A 20452-nucleotide genomic window follows, 5' to 3' on the forward strand; every position below is an offset into this window, starting at 1 on the left:
TCCAAATATTTTCATTTTATAGGGTTAATTTGGATTTAATACGAATTGAGTTTTGTTTTGGCTACACATGCCTGATGAGTTAATTTGTTGTATGGCCTTTAATAAATGTTCACCGTTCCAATTACTTTCTATTGTTCTTTTCCCAAATAAATGGTGTTGAATATCATTAATCGCTTGGGTAAATGCCTCATTATTTAATTCTTGTATTGCTTCAGATAATGTTGCTATTTCATTATTGTTAGCTTGTAATAACGAATTGTTAAGCCATGGTAAAATTAAATTAAGCGCTTTTTCAGCATTATTTTGTTTACATGCTGCCATGAGAGCAAGATAGTTGTCATTTACTTTTTTTGTTGCTTTGGTACCTGATTTTGCACTGCTTGAGCGCTTTAACATTATTACGTGTAAAGCCCATGCAATGCAAGTAAGCAACCATAACGCTAAAAATAGCCACTGTAAATTGTTAGTTCTTTCAATAATAGGTTGAGAAATGGGTGCTAACTGAGTCGTATTGATGTCATTAGTTTGGGTTAAACGGGGTTGTGCAGAGTTAGTTATTAATGGCTTTGGTGCATCAGGATTCGCTTTAATAGTAATGGTTTGCTCTGGTAATATGGCTTGTTGGTACTTGTTAGTCACAGTATTCCACCAAGCAATCGTTATTTTGGGTAAAATATAGTCACCGGCTTGGCTAGCTACCAAAGCAAAATTTTGCCTTTTTTGGCTAATTAAGCGTTTATTAGGTACGCTTGAATGTAACTCCGCTTGATCAGGGTATATTTTTAAACCTGCAGGGGCATCCATAACAATATTGGGGAGCTGAGCTTTACCGAGTCCTTCGGCTGTCAAAAGAATTGTGCGAGTGATCGGTTCGCCTACTTTAAACTCAATCGGTTCTGGTTGCCATTCTTGATGTAGAGTTAATAACTCACTGGGTAGCCATGGATTGTTTGCATTTACAGGAAAGCTATCAGGAATAGGACGTACGTTAAGAGATAGTTTTTCACCTAAAACATTGACGGGTTTAGTTTCTCCAAAACTTAAAAAACCAGAACGTCGTTGTGATTGCACCATGACATCACCTGAAAACATAGGTGTGACTAATGTGAATTCACCACTTTGTTCTGGTGTAATTGCATAGGTACGTTCAATAATTCGATAACGCTTACCATTTACTATGCCATCATTCTCTATATCTTTACCTACTTGTTCTATAACCGCGCCTTCTAAAGTAGGCTCGCTTAAACTACCTCGTTGCAATTGTACGCCAATATGAAGCTTAATTGTTAAGGTGACTAATTGTTGTACATAAATATCATTAGATGATAATTCAGTAGATATAAAAATGTCTTGTTGTTGAGTAGAACCCGTACTTCCTTGCTCGATTACTTTTATATTAATTGGTTGAGATTGGTGGCCGTCAATGGTTAATGAGGGAATAGTTAAATTACCTGTTGATCTTGGCATTAACACAATTTGCCATTGAGTTGTTTTACTCATACTTAAATTGACTATACTTGTTTGTGAGCTAACTTCGGTACGCGCCACAATAAAATTAGTGAGTAGTGGTGATGTATCAAGTGCATCGCGGTCTACACTGTCATCAGCAATTACGGTTAATACTATTGATTCATTACTCATAACTGGGTTTGAGTCAACACTCGCAGTTACATTTGTCAGCGCAAAGGCAGTGGTGCTTGTCACTAAGGTTGTTGTCAAAATTACTGTTAAGGTAAGTAAAGCCAATATTTTATTAATAATTTTTACCACTGTTTCTTAACTCCTTGACTTGTGCCATTTTGTTTGCGCTTTTGATATTCTAATTGCATTTTATTGCGTAGTAACAAATAAGGATCATCAGTTACTTTATTTAATAATTGTTGATGTTTTTGTTCTGTTTCTTTTGCTTGTTGTTCAGCGGCAATTTGCGCCGCTGTTTTTTCTTCACCTTGATCTGACTTTTTTTCTTCCTGTTCAGCAGCTTGCTGTGCTTGTTGTTCTGTTTTCTCTTTAGCCTTTTGTTCTTTATTACTCTTTTCTGATTTACCTTGTTCTTCGTTATCTTTTTGAGAATCACTTTTTGAATTTTGCTGTTGTTGTTCTGTTTTATCAGAATTTGAGTCTGAATCTGATTGTTGTTGGTTTTCTTTATCTTGTTTATTTTGCTCTTCTTGCGGTTGACTGTTTTGAGAATCTTGTTGTTGATTATCTTTACTTTGTTGCTCTTGAGACTCTTGAGATTGATCGCCTTGTTGCTGTTGTTGTTGCTGTTGTTCTTTTTGAAGTTGTTTAATTTTTTCTACGTTGTCTTTAGCATCTTGTAGATCAGGGTTGATACTAAGTGCTTTTTCATAACTTTCAATAGCTTGCTCATATTGCTGTAGTTGTGCTAATGCATTACCTTGGTTGTATAAGCTATTGGAACTATTAGCTTTTTCACCTTGTTTAAAGGCCTCTAAAGCCGCTTCATAATTACCAGCTTTATAGTGGGCGCTACCTTGCCATTGTGAGTTTTCAAATTGCTCTGCGGCCTCTTGATAGTTTTTTTGGTTATAATGTGTTTGTGCCTGTTGGTTGGTTGTTTGCCATAAGTTTTGCCATTGTTTTTTCCAAGAATGACTAGACGTTCCATCAGGTTTTAGTTCTTGTGATGGTGTTACTGTTGCTGAACTTGACTGTTCATTACTTTCTGCTGCAAAACTTGTGGGGCTTGCAAAGGAAAAAGACAGTAAAAATAGCAAAGGTATACACGATAGTGGAACGATTAATAATGTACTGCCACGTCTAAAATAACTTAACATTAAGGGAAGCACTAATACTAACAACCAAGCACCTTGTTCTTGCCATTGATCGCCTGTTTGTTGATTTTGTTGCCTTTCATTTTTATTTTTTTCTCGTATTTTATCGTTAATAATTAAACTGTTGATATCACTATCATCGTTTTTAATTGTTTGATAATTACCATTGCCACGCGATGCTAAAGACATAAGTTTTTGACTTGGTAATCTAGGTATAACAATGGCACCACTACTATCTTTGAATAACTCTCCACTTGGCAGTGTAATGGGTGCGCCATTTTCGCTACCTACACCCAATATATTCAGTTGATGACCATATTTAGATGACCATTGATAAATATCGTCTATTTCCTGATTATCAACATCATCAGTAAACCAATAAATATCGCCATTTAGATGTCCTGCGTTAAGTAACATTTCATGGGCAAGTGTTAATGCAGCTAGGGGATTAGCACCAGGTACAGGCATTATTTCAGGTGTTAGCGAAGGCAACAATAATGCGATATTTTTAACGTCTTGTGTTAAAGGGCTAATAACAAAAGCGTCGCCCGCATAAGCAATTAAGCCAGTGTCGCCCTCATTAATTTTATTAAGTAAGTCAATGGCTTTAAATCTTGCACGTGTGAGTCTGTTCGGTTTTATGTCAGTTGCGAACATTGAATATGACATGTCCATGATCAGTACTGAACCACGCTCTGTTTGGTAAACTGGTTGTGGCAGTTTTTCCCAAACAGGGCCTGCAAGGGCAATAATACTTAATAAACCGATAATAAAAGGCTTTAATAAAAAATTTTTGGCTGTAAATAAGTTTTTATTACCGTGAGGACTTGAAGTGCCTTCAACAAGAACTTGACTTAAGTGTTGTGGTAAAAACTGTTGCCACGGTGATTGATAAAAGCGGTGTTTTTGTAGTCGCCATAGTACTACTAATAAAGCGAAAATAGCCAATAACCAATAAGGTCTGACGAAGTGAAAATTAGATATGAATAAATCGTATGAGATCATTGCTGTATTATAAACCTAGGTTATTTACGAGTAAAACTGGGTAAATTAAGCGCTAAAAAATAAAGCATGCTGATTAATAGTGCCATTGCTAAAGGCCAATAAAATAATGCGGTTAAAGGGCGCATTTGTTGTTGCTCTTGTTCTATAGGCTCAAGTTGGTCGAGTAATTGGTAAATTTGACTCATACTTTCACTGTCTCTTGCGCGAAAGTACTTACCACCTGTTGCCTGTGCTAATTTAGTTAAAGTACGCTCATCTAATTCACTTGATGGATTAACACGGCGGGTGCCAAACAGAGACTCTTGCAACATAACGTCTGCGCCAATGCCTATAGAATAGATAGTGATATTTTTGGCAACAGCAAGCTCTAGTGCTTGTTCAGGGCTTATTTTACCTGCTGTATTTTGTCCATCGGTTAATAATACTAAAACTTTATTAGATTTTTGCTTGGCATCAAAACGTTTTACCGCAAGACCTATAGCGTCTCCTATGGCTGTTTTTCTACCGACTAAACCTAGCACACTCTCATCTAGCATTTGTTTTACGTTTTTTCTGTCAAAAGTCATGGGTGTTTGCATGTAAGCATCATCACCAAAGAGTATTAAACCTAATCTATCGCCAATACGACGTTCAATAAAGTCACCTAACACTACTTTAAGCATATCAAGGCGGTTAACCGTGCGACCATTTAGGCTCATGTCTTCAATTTGCATACTGCCTGATAAGTCTACGGCTATCATCATTTCTCTTCCTTCAGTAGGAATGTCTATAGCGTCGCCTAACCATTGTGGTTGGCTCAATGCTAAAATAGTTAATAGCCAACATAAAGATAAAATAAGCAAAGGTGCTTTTTTATTCGCTTGGTGAGTTGCCTTATGAGAAGAATTTTCCATTAGCTGCGGTATAATTAAAGCAGCACTCGTTTGATTATTGTTTTTTTTAGGTAACCAATAAATGAATAGTGGTAATGGTAGTAATAATAGCAACCAAGGCCAAGCAAATGTGATCATGTATTTGCTCCTTGTACGGCATTTCTACTAGTAGTTGCTTGTATATTTACCGTTTTTGATTCAGATACTTTATGTGGTTTGGGTGGCAGGGCGTGGGTTAGCCAAATTTTTGCTGCTTCAGATAATTGTTCACTTATATGTGTATCATTAGTATCATAAATGGGTGTTTTATATTGCATTGAAAAAGCTTTTTTACTTAACTTAGTGAAGTTTTCTTGATATTTAATTGGCAATGTTGAAATTAAAAATTGCTGTAATGAATCACCAAATAATTTTGCCACTTCAATACGCGAAAAATAATGCATTGCGGCCCATTTGAGCAATGCAATGGTGTTGTTTATTGATTGCTCTGGTGAGCTTTTTAACTTTTTTAATGCTTGTTTTTTAATCGCATTACGCTTGATGTGTTTTCGTATGTTAATAATACTTATGATTATTAATACAATAAATAAGGCAGCTAATATCCACCATCCGTAGGCAATTGGAAAGCTTGAAATTTGCTCTGGAATATGGATATCTTTTAGCTCTATTGTTTGTGCAGGTAGAGCGTTTACATTTTGCAAAATTGTGCTCCAGATTTTAATTGTTGTTCTAAGGTTTGTCCCGCGCTGAAATGCAGTACACGAGCACCTACTTTTGTTAATAATTCTGAACATCTTTCGTTAAGTTTTTGCGCTTGTTCTTGGTATTGCTTTGCTGTTTTTTTATCGCCTAATGTTAGTTGCTGACGATTTTTACCGTCAGTTAAGGTGACATTTAGCTTAATTTTACTTGTTGGTAACTCGCGCTCTAAAGGATCATCAATTAAACAAATAACTAATTCACAATGTTGACTTAATTGAGTTAAATGGCGCAATACATCTTTTTGAAAAGAGATAGATGCTTTTGTTAAAGCTTGTGCATCCGTAATTAAATACACTAAAGCACCAGGCTTAGCAACTTGTCTGATTCGAGCGCAATTATCACTAAAATAATGATGACTATGCTCATCATCAGCATTAATTGAGCTAGTAGTATCGTATTGTGCTTGATGTTGAGATTGGTGAATAGCCGTTAATGCATGTAAATAATGCAATACCCCTTCTTTACGGCTGCGTGGTTTTAATTCTAAGTGTTCATGCTGATTAAACACTATACCACCTAAACGATCACCACGGTTTTTGGCATGCCATGCGACTAATGATGCTAAATGAGCAGCCTGAACAGATTTAAATAACAATTGACTACCAAAATGCATACTGGCACTTAAATCAGTAGCAATAAGTACGGGGCGCTCTAATTCTTCACGGAATAGCTTTGTATGGGTTTTACCTGTTCTTGCGGTAACGCGCCAATCAATCGCACGAATATCGTCACCCGTTTGGTAATGACGTACTTCATCAAACTCCATTCCTCGGCCTTTGCTACGAGATAAGTAGTTTCCCGACATTTGACCATGAATGTTTTTACGTGCAGATAAATCAATTAACGCTGTTTTATTTTGGTAATAAAGCAGTTCCTTTATGTCAAGATCGACGCCATTGCTCTGAATACTAGCAAGTTGATTCTGACAACTGTCGGTAGAAAACTTTTGTTTGTTATTAGTTGTTTTTTGTTTAAACCACATTGTTATACTAACTTAATAGATTTGTTATCTTGGTCGATTAAACTCTCGACTATATTAATTCCTGATTTATTTGAGGGCATTAGGCCACAGCAACTAAACTTAATAGGTGATCGAGTAAGTGATTTGCTGTGATACCTTCTGCTTCTGCCTGATAGCTAAGAATAATTCTGTGTCTTAAAACATTATGTAAAACGGCTTGGATGTCTTCAGGACTTACGAAGTCTCGGTTGTGCAACCACGCGCGGGCACGAGCGCATCTATCTAAGGCAATAGTCGCACGCGGACTAGCACCAAATGCCAACCATGATTTTAGTTTATCATCGTATTTTTCTGGTTGACGTGTTGCCATAATTAAATCAACCATATATGTTTCAAGCGTAGGTGCCATATGAATATTAAGCACTGCTTTACGGGCAGTAAATATTTCGGCCTGGCTTAAAACTCGCAATTGTGTTTTTTCTTGATTTGAATTATTAAGTGCTTCACCGCGATTGAGTTTTAGTATTTCTAATTCACTTGCTGCATCGGGGTAATCAATTTCTAAATGCATTAAAAATCGGTCTAATTGTGCTTCTGGTAATGGATAAGTACCTTCTTGTTCAATAGGGTTTTGAGTTGCCATAACTAAAAATAATTCAGGTAATTGATAGGTTTTTCTACCCACAGTTACCTGGCCTTCAGCCATAGCTTCTAGTAAGGCTGACTGAACCTTAGCTGGCGCACGGTTAATTTCATCCGCTAGCACTAGGTTTTGAAATAATGGTCCCGCTTGAAATACGAAGCTGCCGTCTTCTGGCCTATAAATATCAGTTCCCGTTAAATCAGCAGGTAATAAGTCAGGCGTAAATTGAATACGATGAAAATCAGCTTCAAGACCATCTGCTAACGCGTTAACAGCGCGAGTTTTTGCTAAGCCTGGAGGACCTTCTACAATAAGATGACCGTTGGCTAATAATGCAATCAGTAGGTTTTCTACAAAAGCAGGCTGACCAATAATTTGTTGTGATAAATGTTGTTTTAATGCTGAAAAATGTTCAATTGCCATAATTATTTATCTTACGTTTATAATTTGTATAAGAAAGTGCATTAATATAATGCATTCTAGAAGTTGAATCTGAAATACTGCAATAGATAGTGTTTGTCTATTAAAGTGACATGAGTATATATAAGGGCAATAGTAAATAAAACAAGCAGAGTTTAACTTAGTTGTAACAAATTTTTTCGTATGAAATTCAGCTAATAAGCTATGCTTAAATAATATTGTGTTAAAAACACAATAAAAACAGGGATTGATATTTTTGTATAGTTAGTTAGAATCAAGGTAATATTCTAGAGGTCTGACCTCTTGTGCTTTTACCTTTAATGTTTTGAGCATAGGGTAAACACTTTTAATTGGAGAATACCGTACATGACGATAAAAATGACCACACGGGCAGGCGAACGTATCGCTGTCGTTGCCGGGCTTAGAACCCCTTTTGCAAAACAAGCTACTGCTTTTCATGGTGTACCTGCTGTTGATTTAGGTAAAATGGTAGTTAATGAATTATTACAAAAATACGATGTTGATCCGAAAATTATTGATCAATGTGTGTTTGGTCAAGTAGTTCAAATGCCAGAAGCGCCTAATATTGCTCGTGAAATTGTTCTAGGCACAGGGATGAACTTACATACTGATGCGTATAGTGTTTCTAGAGCTTGTGCTACTAGCTTTCAATCAACAGTGAATATTGCTGAGTCAATTATGGCTGGTTTTGTTGATGTTGGCGTTGCGGGTGGAGCTGATTCTTCTTCAGTTGCGCCTATTGGTGTTTCGAAAAAGTTTGCACGTACATTACTAGATTTAAGTAAAACAAAAACCTTAGGGCAAAAAATTGCTTTAATTAGAAAGTTAGGGTTGAAAGACATTTTACCTGTTGCGCCTGCTGTTGCTGAGTATTCTACTGGTATCTCTATGGGGCAAACGGCCGAACAAATGGCTAAAAGCTATGGTATTTCGCGTGAAGATCAAGATGCTTTAGCACATAGATCGCATACTTTGGCAACAAAAAGTTGGGCAGAGGGAAAACTTGATGGTGAAGTGATGACGGCACATAGCGAGCCCTATAATAGCTTTATCAGTAAAGATAATTGTATTCGTGAAAATTCCGAATTAGCAGGTTATGCAAAATTACGCCCTTGTTTTGATAGAAAGCACGGTACGGTTACCGCAGCGACAAGTACTGCTTTAACTGACGGTGGAGCGGCTATTTTGTTAATGCGAGAAGGCCGAGCAAAAGAACTTGGTTATAAGCCTTTAGGGTATATTCGTAGTTATGGTTTTGCAGCCATTGATGTTTGGCAAGATTTATTAATGGGACCTAGTTTTGCTACACCAATTGCCCTGAAACGTGCAGGATTAGAATTAGCTGATTTAGATCTAATTGAAATGCATGAAGCTTTTGCTGCGCAAGCATTAGCTAACATGAAAATGTTTGAAAGTGCGCAATTTGCAAAAACGCATTTAGGTCGTGATAAAGCTATTGGTGAAATAGATATGACAAAATTTAATGTAATGGGTGGTTCAATTGCTTATGGTCATCCATTTGCGGCAACGGGAGCAAGATTAATTACACAAACCTTAAATGAACTTAATCGTCGTGGCGGAGGTGTTGGTTTAACTACGGCTTGTGCGGCTGGTGGTTTAGGTGCGGCAATGGTTGTGGAGACAGATTAATGAACGATATTAAAAAAGAAGTAAACGGTGATGAGTTAAGCAGTACTGTAGCAAATACCAAAAAAGAGGGTACTTTTACACTGGTTAGACAGAAAAACGGCATTGCTCATTTAGTGATGGATGTTGTAGGCGACACAATGAACACTCTTAAGGCTGAATTTGCTGAGCAAGTTGCCGATGTTTTAACTGAAATTAAATCAGATACGGCAATAAAGGGTGTGGTGTTGTGCAGTGGTAAAAAAGATTCTTTTGTTGCGGGCGCTGATATTAATATGATCAACGATTGTAAAACAAAAGATGCTGTCATGGCGATGACTCGTCAAGGTCAAATGCTTTTTTCGCAGCTTGAACAGTTAAATGTACCTATTGTTGCTGCTATAAACGGTGCTTGTTTAGGTGGCGGTTTAGAGTTAGCTATGGCATGTCATGCACGGGTTTGTAGTGATAACCCCAAAACGGCATTAGGTTTACCTGAAGTACAGTTAGGTTTATTACCTGGTGGTGGTGGTACGCAAAGATTACCCAAACTGGTTGGTGTTCAAAAAGCATTAGATATGATGTTAACAGGTAAGCAACTTCGAGCCAGCCAAGCGTTAAAAGCAGGTTTAGTCAATGATGTTGTGCCTAACAGTATTTTAATTGAAACTGCTGAACAAATGGCATTGTCGGGTAACTTTAAACAGTCAGGTAAATCTAAATTATCATTGGTACCTTCCTTAATAAATCGTTTCCTTGAAGAATCATCTGTTGGTCGTGGTATTATTTATAAGCAAGCAACTAAATCCGTGTTAACTAAAACAAAAGGGAATTATCCTGCGCCAGTTAAAATTATTGATTGTGTTAGAACGGGCATGGAGCAGAACCCTGCAAAGGGATATCAGATTGAAGCAGAACATTTTGCTGAACTGGTAATGAGCCCTGAATCAGCCCAACTACGTAATCTTTTCTTTGCCACTACAGACATGAAAAAAGAGCAGGGCGTAGCCGATGTTTTACCTGAAAAAATAGTAAAAGCTGGTGTGCTTGGTGGTGGGTTAATGGGCGGTGGTATTGCTTTTGTTACTGCAACAAAAGCAAACATTCCTGCGCGTATAAAAGATATCAGTCATCAAGGCATTAGCCATGCGTTTAAATACAGTTATGACTTACTTAATAAGAAAGTAAAACGTCGTTTTATACGCAATAGTGAAATGCAAAAACAAATGTCGATGATTACAGGAAGTATAGATTATTCAGGTTTTAAAAATGTTGATATTGTTGTGGAAGCGGTATTTGAAAACCTAGAATTAAAACAAAATATGGTGCTTGAAGTAGAAGCTAATACAAAAGAGTCAACTATTTTTGCTAGTAATACCTCTAGTCTACCTATTGGTAATATCGCGGCTAAAGCGGCGCGTCCTGAAAATGTGATAGGTTTACATTATTTTTCGCCCGTTGATAAAATGCCTTTAGTGGAAATTATTCCGCATGATTCTGTGGCAGGTAAAACCTCAGATCAAACCATTTCTACAACAGTAGCTTTTGCTAAAAAGCAAGGCAAAACCCCCATTGTTGTTAAAGATAAAGCAGGTTTTTATGTTAATCGTATATTAGCACCGTATATGAATGAAGCCGCTTTGTTATTACTGGCAGGTGAACCTATTGATAAGGTAGATAAAGCCTTGGTTGATTTTGGTTTTCCCGTTGGGCCAATGCAATTGTTGGACGAAGTAGGTATTGATGTTGGGGCTAAAATAGGGCCAATTTTACAGGCAGAATTAGGCGACCGTTTTGCTGCACCTGCTGCTTTTTCTAAACTATTAGATGATGGGCGATTAGGCAAAAAAGCAAATAAAGGTTTCTATTTGTATGGTAAGCAAGCGAAAAAAGGCTTTAAGCAAAAAGGAAAACAAGTTGATGAAAGTATCTATACTTTATTGAACGTGACCCCCCTTGGAAGCTTGTCTAACGACCAAATAGCAAAGCGTTGTACTTACATGATGCTTAATGAAGCGGCACGTTGTGTTGATGAAGGTATAGTGCGTAATGCGCGCGATGCTGATATTGGTGCTATATTTGGTATTGGTTTTCCACCATTTTTAGGTGGGCCATTGCGTTATATTGATAAAATTGGTGCTCAAGCGTTAATTGCGCAATTAAGAGTGTGGGCTGATAAATATGGTGAGCGTTATACTCCATGTGAAGCGTTGATTGCAATGGCTGAAAATGGCACTAAGTATTATTAATGTCTAGATATGTTTAAATACTAGTTGACATGTTTTTTATTATTGATTAAGCATTGTTAAGCCCTCGTAACTACAATTATGTATTAAAAACGTTACTTCTTTTTAAGAGGTAACGTTTTTTTATTAATAGGTTTTTCATCAATAGATAAGGAGAAGACCATCACATCAACCTATTAAGATGATATACATTAAAGTGTATGTTTCTATGCGGCAAAAATTGCCACAAGTAGGGAAAAATTAATCCGTGCATTAGGCTATTTTTTTCCTGTTTTATTTAAAACAAGTTAAAACACAATGTATAGTGTTTTACGATTTACGATTTACGATTTACGTAATAAGTAATTAATTTGTTTGATATCAATTGGTTAATTGGTTTAGGTGAGTATTTAACTAGCAGTGTAGTTATGGCTTAACCGTATGATTAATAATATTGATTTTTATTTAGATGTAGTTGGTGTTGTTAATACAAGAAAAATAACAATTAAAAGTGTATTTAGGTTTGCAAAGGTAGATGAGAATAAAGTTGCTAACGTCCATGTTAGTAATCTTCAGATCGATAATGACGCTGTCATAAATGTTTGTCATAAACGATAGTAAAGTGCTTATTTTTTATAAAACTAAGACCACCAATTGTTGGCAGAAGTTTCTTTTATCTCAATACTAGCAGCGATAGGATTAACTTTTTTAGCTTTTTGGGTAAAGAAAAACATTTTAAATAAATTGGACATACACTAACCTCTTAATTCATTTGGTTTTTAAAGTCGACGAGTTCCGCGTTTAGCTCCAATCGTTTCAATGATTAAGTCATTCTCATTACTCAATCGACGGGTTCCTCGTTTAGCTCCAACCGTTTCAATGATTAAGTCATTTTCATTACTCAATCGACGGGTTCCTCGTTTAGCTCCAATCGTTTCGATATCTAAATTATTTTCATTACTTAATCGACGGGTGCCACGCTTTGCACCAATTTCTTGTATATCTAGGTTATGAACACCTGCTATTTGAGCTGGAGTAACTGACATAGCCATTGAAAGAATAATTGAACTTAACATGCATTTTTCCTTTATATTGTTGTTTATTAGAATACCAATAGGAAATATGCTTAAATCGTGCCAAATAAATTTGACATCGCGGTAGCTTGTATTATAGAGGCCGCGTTTGCTTATTAAGATAGTTTAGTTGTAGTTGATATGGATACATCGGCGTTATGTCATTTTTTTGACAAAGCGATAGATTGTTTTTCTGAAGTCGCAAAGGTGTTAACTAAATGCCGTTGATTTCTTAGCTATTTGATGAGCAAGTAGGTACTTTTGGAAATGTTCAGTAGCTAAGGGCTTACTATATAAATACCCCTGTAATTGTTCACATCGTAATCCAGACAGAAAGCTTAATTGCTGATTCGTTTCTACTCCTTCAGCCACAACATCCATACCGAGGTTATGTGCAATAGTAACAATAGTAGCAACCATATTTCTACCTTGTTCTGACTCTTCAATATCATCAACGAATGCTTTATCTATTTTTAGGGTATTGAGTGGGAATTTTTTCAAATATGCTAAAGACGAGTAGCCAGTACCGAAATCATCAAGAGATAAGTGAATACCTAAAGCTCTTAGCTGTAACATAGTATCAATTGCTTCTTGCGGCGAGTTCATTACGGTACCTTCTGTTATCTCTAACTCTAAATGCTGAGCGGGTAATTTACTTTCTTTTAAAATATTGGCGATCTGAGTGACCAAGTTTGATTGAGTAAACTGTACAGCAGATAAATTCACTGCGACTCTACCATCAAATAATCCTGCGTCTACCCATTTTTTTGTAGCGTAACAGGCTTTTCTTAAAACTATTTCGCCTATATCTATTATTTGACCTGTTTCTTCTGACACAGGAATAAATATAATTGGGCTAATAATACCTTTGCTAGGTGTTTCAAAACGAACTAAGGCTTCCATACCTGCAATTTTTCCTGTAGCAATTTCAATTTTGGGTTGGTAATAAACCGAAAATGAATCATCTTTTAAACCATGTCGAATTAAACTTTCAATTTGTAGTCGTTTAACTGCTTGTTTGTTCATGGAATCACTGAAAAATTGGTACTTATTGCCGCCACTTCCTTTGGCATGATACATGGCAGTATCGGCATTTTTAAGGAGTTCATGTCCCGTCATACCATCTTCAGGTGAAAGAACAATACCAATGCTGCTGTACAAAACTATTTCTTGATTTTTTATTCTAAAGGGTAATGCAACTGTACGTAATATGTCTTTGGCTAGTGAGGTGATGGTATGTATATCATTAGTGCCTTCAATAATAATACTAAATTCATCACCACCTAATCGATATACCGTATCTTGCTTGCGCCCTAGGGTTAACATACGTTTGGCGACTTGACATAATATTGCATCACCAACTTGATGCCCCATAGAATCATTTATTTTTTTAAAGTTATCTAAATCAAACACAAGTAAAGCATGATTAATGTTGCTTCTAACTAAGCGCGCTTGGTTCGCTTGAAAGTATGACCGATTTGGTAAACCTGTTAGTGTGTCAGAGCTAACTAATTTTCTCAGCTCTGCTTCAGTTTCTTTGCGTTTGGTAATATCTGAAAAAACACCAACAAAATGTGATATTTGGCTGTTTTCATCTTGAATAATATCTATATTCAAATCAGTTAAATATTTACTACCATCAGTACGAATATTTTCAATTTCACCATACCAACTGCCTTTCGTAAGTAAGTGTTGTTTAACATTTTGTGTGAAATTCTTGGGGTATTGATCAAATGACAGTGATCTACCGATAGTTTGTTTTCTGTTTGTCCCCGTTATTCGCTGAAAAGCCTTATTAACATCTACAGCAATAAACTGGCGATCGTAAATAATAACAGCATCAGATATATTTTGAATGCACCTAGCAAAAAGCTTTAATCGTTCTTCTGTCTTTTTTATTTGGCTAATATCTTTAAGTGTACCTGTCATACGTGAGGGCTTGTTGTTTTCATCACGTTCAACTATTTTGCCTCGATCTAAAATCCATACCCATTGATTATTTTTGTTTTTTACACGATATGTTGCTTCGAAATGATCTGTATTTTGATTAAAATGTTCATCTAGAGCTTTTTTTACTTTGCCTAAATCATGATGGTGGATATTAGTTTTTAATACACCTTCATCAGTGCTTTGTTCACTTTTGTTGCGCGTACCATCTTGAGGAAAATCTAAAATACCCCAAATATTAGAGCGGTATATTTTATCGGTAACAATATTCCAATCCCACATTTCATCGCCACTACCCCATAAGGAAAGTTTTAAACGTTCTTCGCTTTCTTTTATTTGTGAATGATAAAGCTGCTTATTTCTATATTGCTGAAAAATATAGATAAAAAACAATAAAGTAAGTAAGCCATAGAACAGTAGCATACTGGTGGATAACCACCATGGTGGTAGAATACGTACGTTTAATTGACTTGTTTTAGCTTTGTTTTGGTTATAAGTGTCATAAGCCTGTACTTCAAATACATATTTTCCAGGGCTTAAATTAGTGTAAGTTGCACGGTTGTTAGCGGCATTGGTTGCTGCATCGATCCAGTTTTTTTCTAATCCCTGTAATCTATATCGATAACGAAGTTGAGAAGGTAATTTTATATTTGGCGATATAAACTCAATGCTGATAGGGGATTGTTTATAAGCTAATTCTAAATTATCTAAAGAATTTAAATGTTTTTTCAAGGTGTAAGTATTTATTTTATTTTGGATAAGTTCTTGTTCTGGATTAATAGGCGTTTTTTTATTGGCTACATAGAGATTTGTAAACACAGGGAAAGTTATATTGTGTTTAATTTTTAATAGCTCATTTGGGGTGAATTGGTAAAAGCCGTTAGGGCTGCCGAAATACATTTTTCCTTTAGTGTCTTTAAAAGCAGAAGATATTTGAAATTCAGGAGAATTAATTGCGAAATCTATATCAAATTTAATTACTTTTGACGTTTTCAGAGATATTGAATTTAGGCCTGAATTGGTTGCTACCCAAATATTTTCATCTTCATCTATCAGTAAAGAGGCTATATAATTGTTTGTTAATCCATTGCTTTCATTGAAGGTAGTGATTTTATTATTATCAACGTTAACCACGGTTAATCCATGGGATTCTGACCCCAATAAAATATTGTTTTTATAAATCCAAATATTATTTATCGATTTGGCATTTATCGTATTGCTTAATTTAAAGAAATTCTTTTCAAAGGTATTACTCGTAATATTAAAAGTGAGTATTTTGTTATTATTTGATAGTAAAAATAATTTATCATTATTAAATTGTAAATGAATAAAAGTATCGTTATTTGATGTTGAATATCTTTTAAATGAGTCATCATTTGTATTATATTGTTTTAGAAAACCGTCATAATCTATATACCAAAGTGAGTCTGCTGAGGCTAGAATCGAGTTGTCAGCAGGATAATTTGATTCATTTAACCATGTTTCTTTTTCTACTAATTTTTTTTTGATAATATTGTATTCAAAGAGTTTACCTGTTTTAGTTATTATGAAAAGTACACCTTGATTTGAAGATATGATTCGCCAGATATCCTCTTTAAAATTCAGTTTGATTTTTGTTAATGTTTTTGAATTAGATAAACTAAATAAACCATTTTGCTCTGTTGATAACCAAATAGTACCTTGAGGACTTTCAACAAAAGATTCTACCCTATATTTTTTTTCATTATTATCAGTTAAACCATGAAAAATAAGTTCTGTTAAGGGAGAGTATTGATTTAGCCCCCCTCCATAACTTGCTAACCACATATTGTCGTTATTATCACGGTGTATATCCATGAGCCAGTTTTCACTCAAAGATGTTGACTTGTTATTGTTTTGATAGCTTTTAATGTCGTTATTTAATAAGTTGATCGTATTTAAACCATTGTGAGTAGCTAGCCAAACATGATTTTCGTCAAATTGTTCTATATTCCTAATTTTATTCGATAATAAAACTTGGCTTTTATCGTTTTCTTTAGGTTTTTCCGTGAGGTGTGAAACGAGTTGATAGCGATCATCAACAATATATAACCCATTGTCAGTCGCTAACCAATATTGATTATCGATTATTTTCATGTCAAATAATGCGTTAGCTTTAATAGTGAGATTGAATTTATTTGCTTGTGTTAGTGAGCCTATATAGTTAAGACTTTTACTGAGAAGGTGAATGCCGTTGTCAAAGGTTCCTAGCCAGTAGTTCTGTTGTTTATCTTGAAAAATAGTTTTTATTTCTCGAATTTTATCATTATGGTCACGTATATTTATTCTATTGAACTTAATATTATTAACATTACTTGTGGGAGAAAGAGTATGTAATCCTTCGGATGTAGATATCCATAATGGCGATTTTTCTTGTTTGCTGGTTGAACTATCGGTTTTATTTTGAAAAATATCCCAAATTACATTATCTTTTAAAGATGAGTCATTATTTGCGACATGTTTGAAGTTATCAAAATTATCAAGTTCAACATTGTAACGGCTTAAACCATTTTCGGTGCCAACCCAAAGCGTGTTTTCGCTGTCTATAAAAATTTTACGAATTACATTATCAGTGATTGAATTTTTATTATTAATATTGTGTCGGTAAGTAACAAAGTTATTACCATCAAAACGGTTTAAACCATCTTCAGTGGCAAACCAAATAAAACCTTGGTGATCTTGTGTGATACCAAATACATTTGAGTTGGATAAACCTTGTAAAGTAGATAATTGCGTAAATTTTAATTGTGTGCTTGTAGACTCGATGTTGGTGTTTTCTGTTATTTCTGATACATCACTCGATAGTTCATTTGTAATAGCATGAGAAGAAAAAGAGGCATAGAAAATAAATATTATGAGCTGTTTGAGAGCGTTAAGAGAAAATAATTTATCAACAATAAGATTTAATACATAAATAGTAATAACCTTAAAAAAATATGAAAACACAGTTTAACCTAGCTTAGCTATAGTAGTGAAAAAATTGTTTATAAACATAAATAGCGTTAGACAAAAAAAAGCATGTGGCAGACCATTAAAAATGATGTACTGCCTTAAGTCAACTTTTGTTACATTTGAATTGATTTTTATTCGTGTTTAATTGCTTTTTATTTGGCAGGGCTAATATTTTATTCGACCTTTTTTAGTAAATGCAGTTGTATCAACTAGGTTGATATTATTTTTTAATGTGTGTTTTATTTTTTGAAACAATGCAGGCTCTTCTGTTGGCATTGACATAAGAATGATTCTATCGGGAATTGCTATTGACCTCAGCTGCTTTGTAATGAATGTTATAACGTCTTGAAACTTTAAAGACAATATGGATTCAACCAGTTGTGCTTTATGGGTGAAGTGAACATCCTTATTGCATATTGCTGACCAAAAGCGTTGGCTTTTAATTCTTAGATTATTATCTTTTTCTTGTAACTGCCCAGCCAAACCATGGATAAGGTGAGACCAGTCATCATTACTCAAATCTTTTAAGGTGTCTAAGCTATTGTTTATAAAGTCATCAATAGCTTTAGTTAAGGTGATGGCATCGGTATGAGGAGATTGAATATAAAAAGCAATGCCAGGATATCTGTTTATTGGCACATAACCTACCCCCACTAAGTAGCCATATTGTTTGTTGGTGCGCATTTCTTGAAAGAATAAAGGCGATAAAAGGTGACTTGTTACCATAGCTAAGGCTACTAAATTTTCATCTCTGGTACGCAGTGGATTATAAATAACGGTAGCATGATCATGCTCTGGTATTGTTAGAGGGTGAACCAGTGTTTTTTTATTCATAATATCAATAACAGGGCATTGCACAGCATATTCATCATGATATTTATTTTTGAAGGCTAATTTTATATTCTCTACTATGTCATTGGCATGCTCTATTAACCAGTTACCATGAATTAATACTTCTAAGGTGACTTTTTCAAAGAGTTGTTTACTGTATTTTTGAAATTGTGAAAAGTTAACCGTTGTTAATGCTTTTGCTAAGTCGTCAGCACAAGGGTTATTTGGTTGCATTAGGGAACTTAGCGTAGAAAAAAGCTGTGAAATAGACTTGCTTTTATCACTGTTTTTCCATTGATTGACTAATTGTTGTTTGAATAACTTGAAGTCTCTTTCGTTTATTCCGTGGTGAATTAAGCTATGTAAAAGTTTTTGTAATAACTTAGGTTGATTTTCACTGATGCCAGAGATTTGTAATGTAATACCACCTTGATGAGCGTATAAATGGTAATGAATACAAGCAAGCTCGGCGTCGTAGTTTTCTTCAACGATAGTATTTGTATACAAATCTACAAATAAGCGTGTCATTGCAATATTAGCAACGCTTTGTATTGCAAGAGGAGAGTCTATGCCAATATAAATATAGCCTTTGGGTACTTTGAATGTAGTGTCTTGTTTGTACCATACGGCTAAGCCATTGCTTGATTCTATTTTTGTTGGCAAGGTATTTTTATCTATATTATCAAAAATATGTGGATTACCTGTAATGTACGGATTTTCTTTTGGTAAAAAAAGATCGTTGTTTTTTTTATAGTTTTTATGGTTTGGAGTAGATAATGTTCGCCAGTAGTTTAGTGTTTCTTTTGGTATTTTATTTATATGATAAGGTACCTGATACCAAAAACTGGTTCTTGAAAAATTATTATTTTGGCTAATATGAATAACACGAAGATTGTCAGCATTTAAATAGCTTAATAGGTGATTAATATTATTATCATTCATGCCTGACATAATATAATCACCAAATATATAATCTTCGCAGGGATAATGCTGCATATTAATGGCAAGTTGGCTAACATTGTCTAACGGGCTACATTTTTCTTGGTACATAAATGATAGATCAGCAATGATTTGCTTTTCATGATAAAAATAAACAGGAATTTTTTGATATTTTAATAAACCAATGTAAGAAAAAACGATGCTAATAATATCATCAATATGTGCTTCGCCTAACTCGGTTAAACTAATATTAATATTGAAATCTTTAAAATTAGAACCGTTGATACCTGACCCAGCCGTTAAGCTCATTGCCCATTGCTCTTGCTTCAGTTTTGCTAAAATACTACCTTCACCTTCATGGCCAATTAAATAAGTGAGTATAGATTCAGGCTTATCTTGGTAATATTTATCAATGCTTTCCATCGCAAAACTGATAATTAATTGATGTTCGTTTTTTACAGGTTGTACATTTATTTGTATTCCTTGATGCTCAGGCAAATATAAAGGTTGGGTAACGTTAGCTAATGCAATATTATTATTTTTAATTTCACTAAACATGCACTCAGCTAAACTTTGCAGTTCGGCTAATGGCTGTGGTCCTTCAATAGCAAGTGTCATATAACTTGCTTGGTAGTACTGTTCAAAAAAGTCATTAACCTCATTGCTAATACTCAGACCATCTCTATCGGCAAGCGTGTCAGTGTTACCAACGGAAAATTGGGAAAAAGGATGTAGTTGATTAATTGTTTCTTTATGAACATCATATAAACGACGAACATCGTCTTTAAGTTTTAACTTAAACTCAGCTTCAATATTTTTACGTTCTTTATGAATAAACTCTTCAGATAATAACGGGGAAATAAAAAACTGACTAAAACGATCTAGTGCTTCTTTAAAGTGTAGATAATGAATGTCAAAGTAAAAGCAGGTATGCTCTGTTGCTGTCCAAGCATTATTACTACCGCCATGTTGATTAATAAATTTTTGATATTCACTGCCATCAGGGTATTTAGTTGTGCCTAAAAAAAGCATATGTTCTAGAAAATGTGCTAATCCCTCTCTTTCTGATGGATCATTAAAGTGACCGACATTAACAGCTAATGCCGCCGCACTTTTGTCGGTATCTTCGTTATGAATCAATAAAACCCGCAAACCATTGTTTAAGGTAAGAGATTGATATTTTTTTAAATCATTCGGGCTTTTCTTCAACTCACGGCTCCTAATTATTATTGCTTTATTTAGTCTAAATTACCTTATGATATAATTAGAGTCTATTTTATTCTTAACAGTTAATATATATTTCCATTACTATAGCCAAAAAAACGACAACCGCGTAAGTTTATCTACTCGATAAGCGGG

11 protein-coding genes are annotated in these 20452 nt (G+C 34.9%); 2 read left to right on the forward strand and 9 right to left on the reverse strand.

The annotated features are described in order from the left end of the window. Nucleotides 1-24: 24 nt before the first annotated feature. From ACE1OF_RS08440 to ACE1OF_RS08465, 6 genes are all read right to left on the reverse strand, one after another. Nucleotides 25-1770 (reverse strand): BatD family protein, encoded by a 1746-nt coding sequence (locus tag ACE1OF_RS08440; protein ID WP_448893854.1) that lies wholly within the window; start codon nt 1768-1770, stop codon nt 25-27. After that, nucleotides 1764-3803, reverse strand: coding sequence for a vWA domain-containing protein (locus tag ACE1OF_RS08445; RefSeq protein WP_448893855.1), 2040 nt, complete (start codon nt 3801-3803; stop codon nt 1764-1766). Before ACE1OF_RS08445 ends, ACE1OF_RS08440 begins: the two co-directional genes overlap by 7 nt. Nucleotides 3804-3823: 20 nt before the next feature. Further along, a complete protein-coding gene (locus ACE1OF_RS08450; protein ID WP_448893857.1) occupies nt 3824-4813 on the reverse strand; it encodes a vWA domain-containing protein in 990 nt (329 codons plus the stop codon). Beyond that, on the reverse strand, nt 4810-5376 hold the full coding sequence (locus ACE1OF_RS08455; protein WP_448893858.1) for a DUF4381 domain-containing protein: 567 nt from the start codon (nt 5374-5376) through the stop codon (nt 4810-4812). Before ACE1OF_RS08455 ends, ACE1OF_RS08450 begins: the two co-directional genes overlap by 4 nt. Then, nucleotides 5364-6419 (reverse strand): DUF58 domain-containing protein, encoded by a 1056-nt coding sequence (locus ACE1OF_RS08460; RefSeq protein WP_448893859.1) that lies wholly within the window; start codon nt 6417-6419, stop codon nt 5364-5366. The genes ACE1OF_RS08455 and ACE1OF_RS08460 overlap by 13 nt, the downstream gene beginning before the upstream one ends. A 79-nt stretch (nt 6420-6498) precedes the next feature. Further along, nucleotides 6499-7464 carry an AAA family ATPase gene (locus tag ACE1OF_RS08465; RefSeq protein ID WP_448893860.1) on the reverse strand — a complete coding sequence of 322 codons (966 nt, stop codon included), beginning with the start codon at nt 7462-7464 and terminating at the stop codon, nt 6499-6501. 363 nt (nt 7465-7827) lie between these two features. Here ACE1OF_RS08465 and fadI point away from each other — a divergent pair, with 363 nt between their 5' ends. Together fadI and fadJ are read left to right on the forward strand one after the other, a co-directional pair. Next, on the forward strand, nt 7828-9132 hold the full coding sequence (fadI, locus tag ACE1OF_RS08470) for an acetyl-CoA C-acyltransferase FadI (protein ID WP_448893861.1): 1305 nt from the start codon (nt 7828-7830) through the stop codon (nt 9130-9132). Continuing rightward, the gene (fadJ, locus tag ACE1OF_RS08475; RefSeq protein ID WP_448893862.1) at nt 9132-11357 is read left to right on the forward strand and encodes a fatty acid oxidation complex subunit alpha FadJ; all 2226 of its coding nucleotides are present in this window, start codon (nt 9132-9134) and stop codon (nt 11355-11357) included. The genes fadI and fadJ overlap by 1 nt, the downstream gene beginning before the upstream one ends. 755 nt (nt 11358-12112) lie before the next feature. Here the strand turns inward: fadJ and ACE1OF_RS08480 are convergent. The 3 genes from ACE1OF_RS08480 to ACE1OF_RS08490 form a co-directional block, all read right to left on the reverse strand. Beyond that, entirely contained in the window at nt 12113-12409 is a 297-nt protein-coding gene (locus ACE1OF_RS08480) for a hypothetical protein (protein WP_448893864.1), read from the reverse strand. A 207-nt stretch (nt 12410-12616) separates the two neighbouring features. Further along, nucleotides 12617-17317 (reverse strand): EAL domain-containing protein, encoded by a 4701-nt coding sequence (locus ACE1OF_RS08485; RefSeq protein ID WP_448893866.1) that lies wholly within the window; start codon nt 17315-17317, stop codon nt 12617-12619. A 171-nt stretch (nt 17318-17488) separates the two neighbouring features. Then, nucleotides 17489-20302, reverse strand: a complete 2814-nt coding sequence (locus tag ACE1OF_RS08490) for an insulinase family protein (protein WP_448893867.1) — start codon at nt 20300-20302, stop codon at nt 17489-17491. Nucleotides 20303-20452 lie beyond the last annotated feature (150 nt).

Source organism: Colwellia sp. E150_009, assembly GCF_053543955.1.

Excerpts from the sequence above, each read along its gene's own strand:
- ACE1OF_RS08445 (WP_448893855.1), bottom strand. The coding sequence starts at position 3,803 with ATGATCTCATACGATTTATTCATATCTAATTTTCACTTCGTCAGACCT.
- ACE1OF_RS08450 (WP_448893857.1), bottom strand. The coding sequence starts at position 4,813 with ATGATCACATTTGCTTGGCCTTGGTTGCTATTATTACTACCATTACCA.
- ACE1OF_RS08460 (WP_448893859.1), bottom strand. The coding sequence starts at position 6,419 with ATGTGGTTTAAACAAAAAACAACTAATAACAAACAAAAGTTTTCTACC.
- ACE1OF_RS08465 (WP_448893860.1), bottom strand. The coding sequence starts at position 7,464 with ATGGCAATTGAACATTTTTCAGCATTAAAACAACATTTATCACAACAA.
- fadI (WP_448893861.1), top strand. The coding sequence starts at position 7,828 with ATGACGATAAAAATGACCACACGGGCAGGCGAACGTATCGCTGTCGTT.
- fadJ (WP_448893862.1), top strand. The coding sequence starts at position 9,132 with ATGAACGATATTAAAAAAGAAGTAAACGGTGATGAGTTAAGCAGTACT.
- ACE1OF_RS08480 (WP_448893864.1), bottom strand. The coding sequence starts at position 12,409 with ATGTTAAGTTCAATTATTCTTTCAATGGCTATGTCAGTTACTCCAGCT.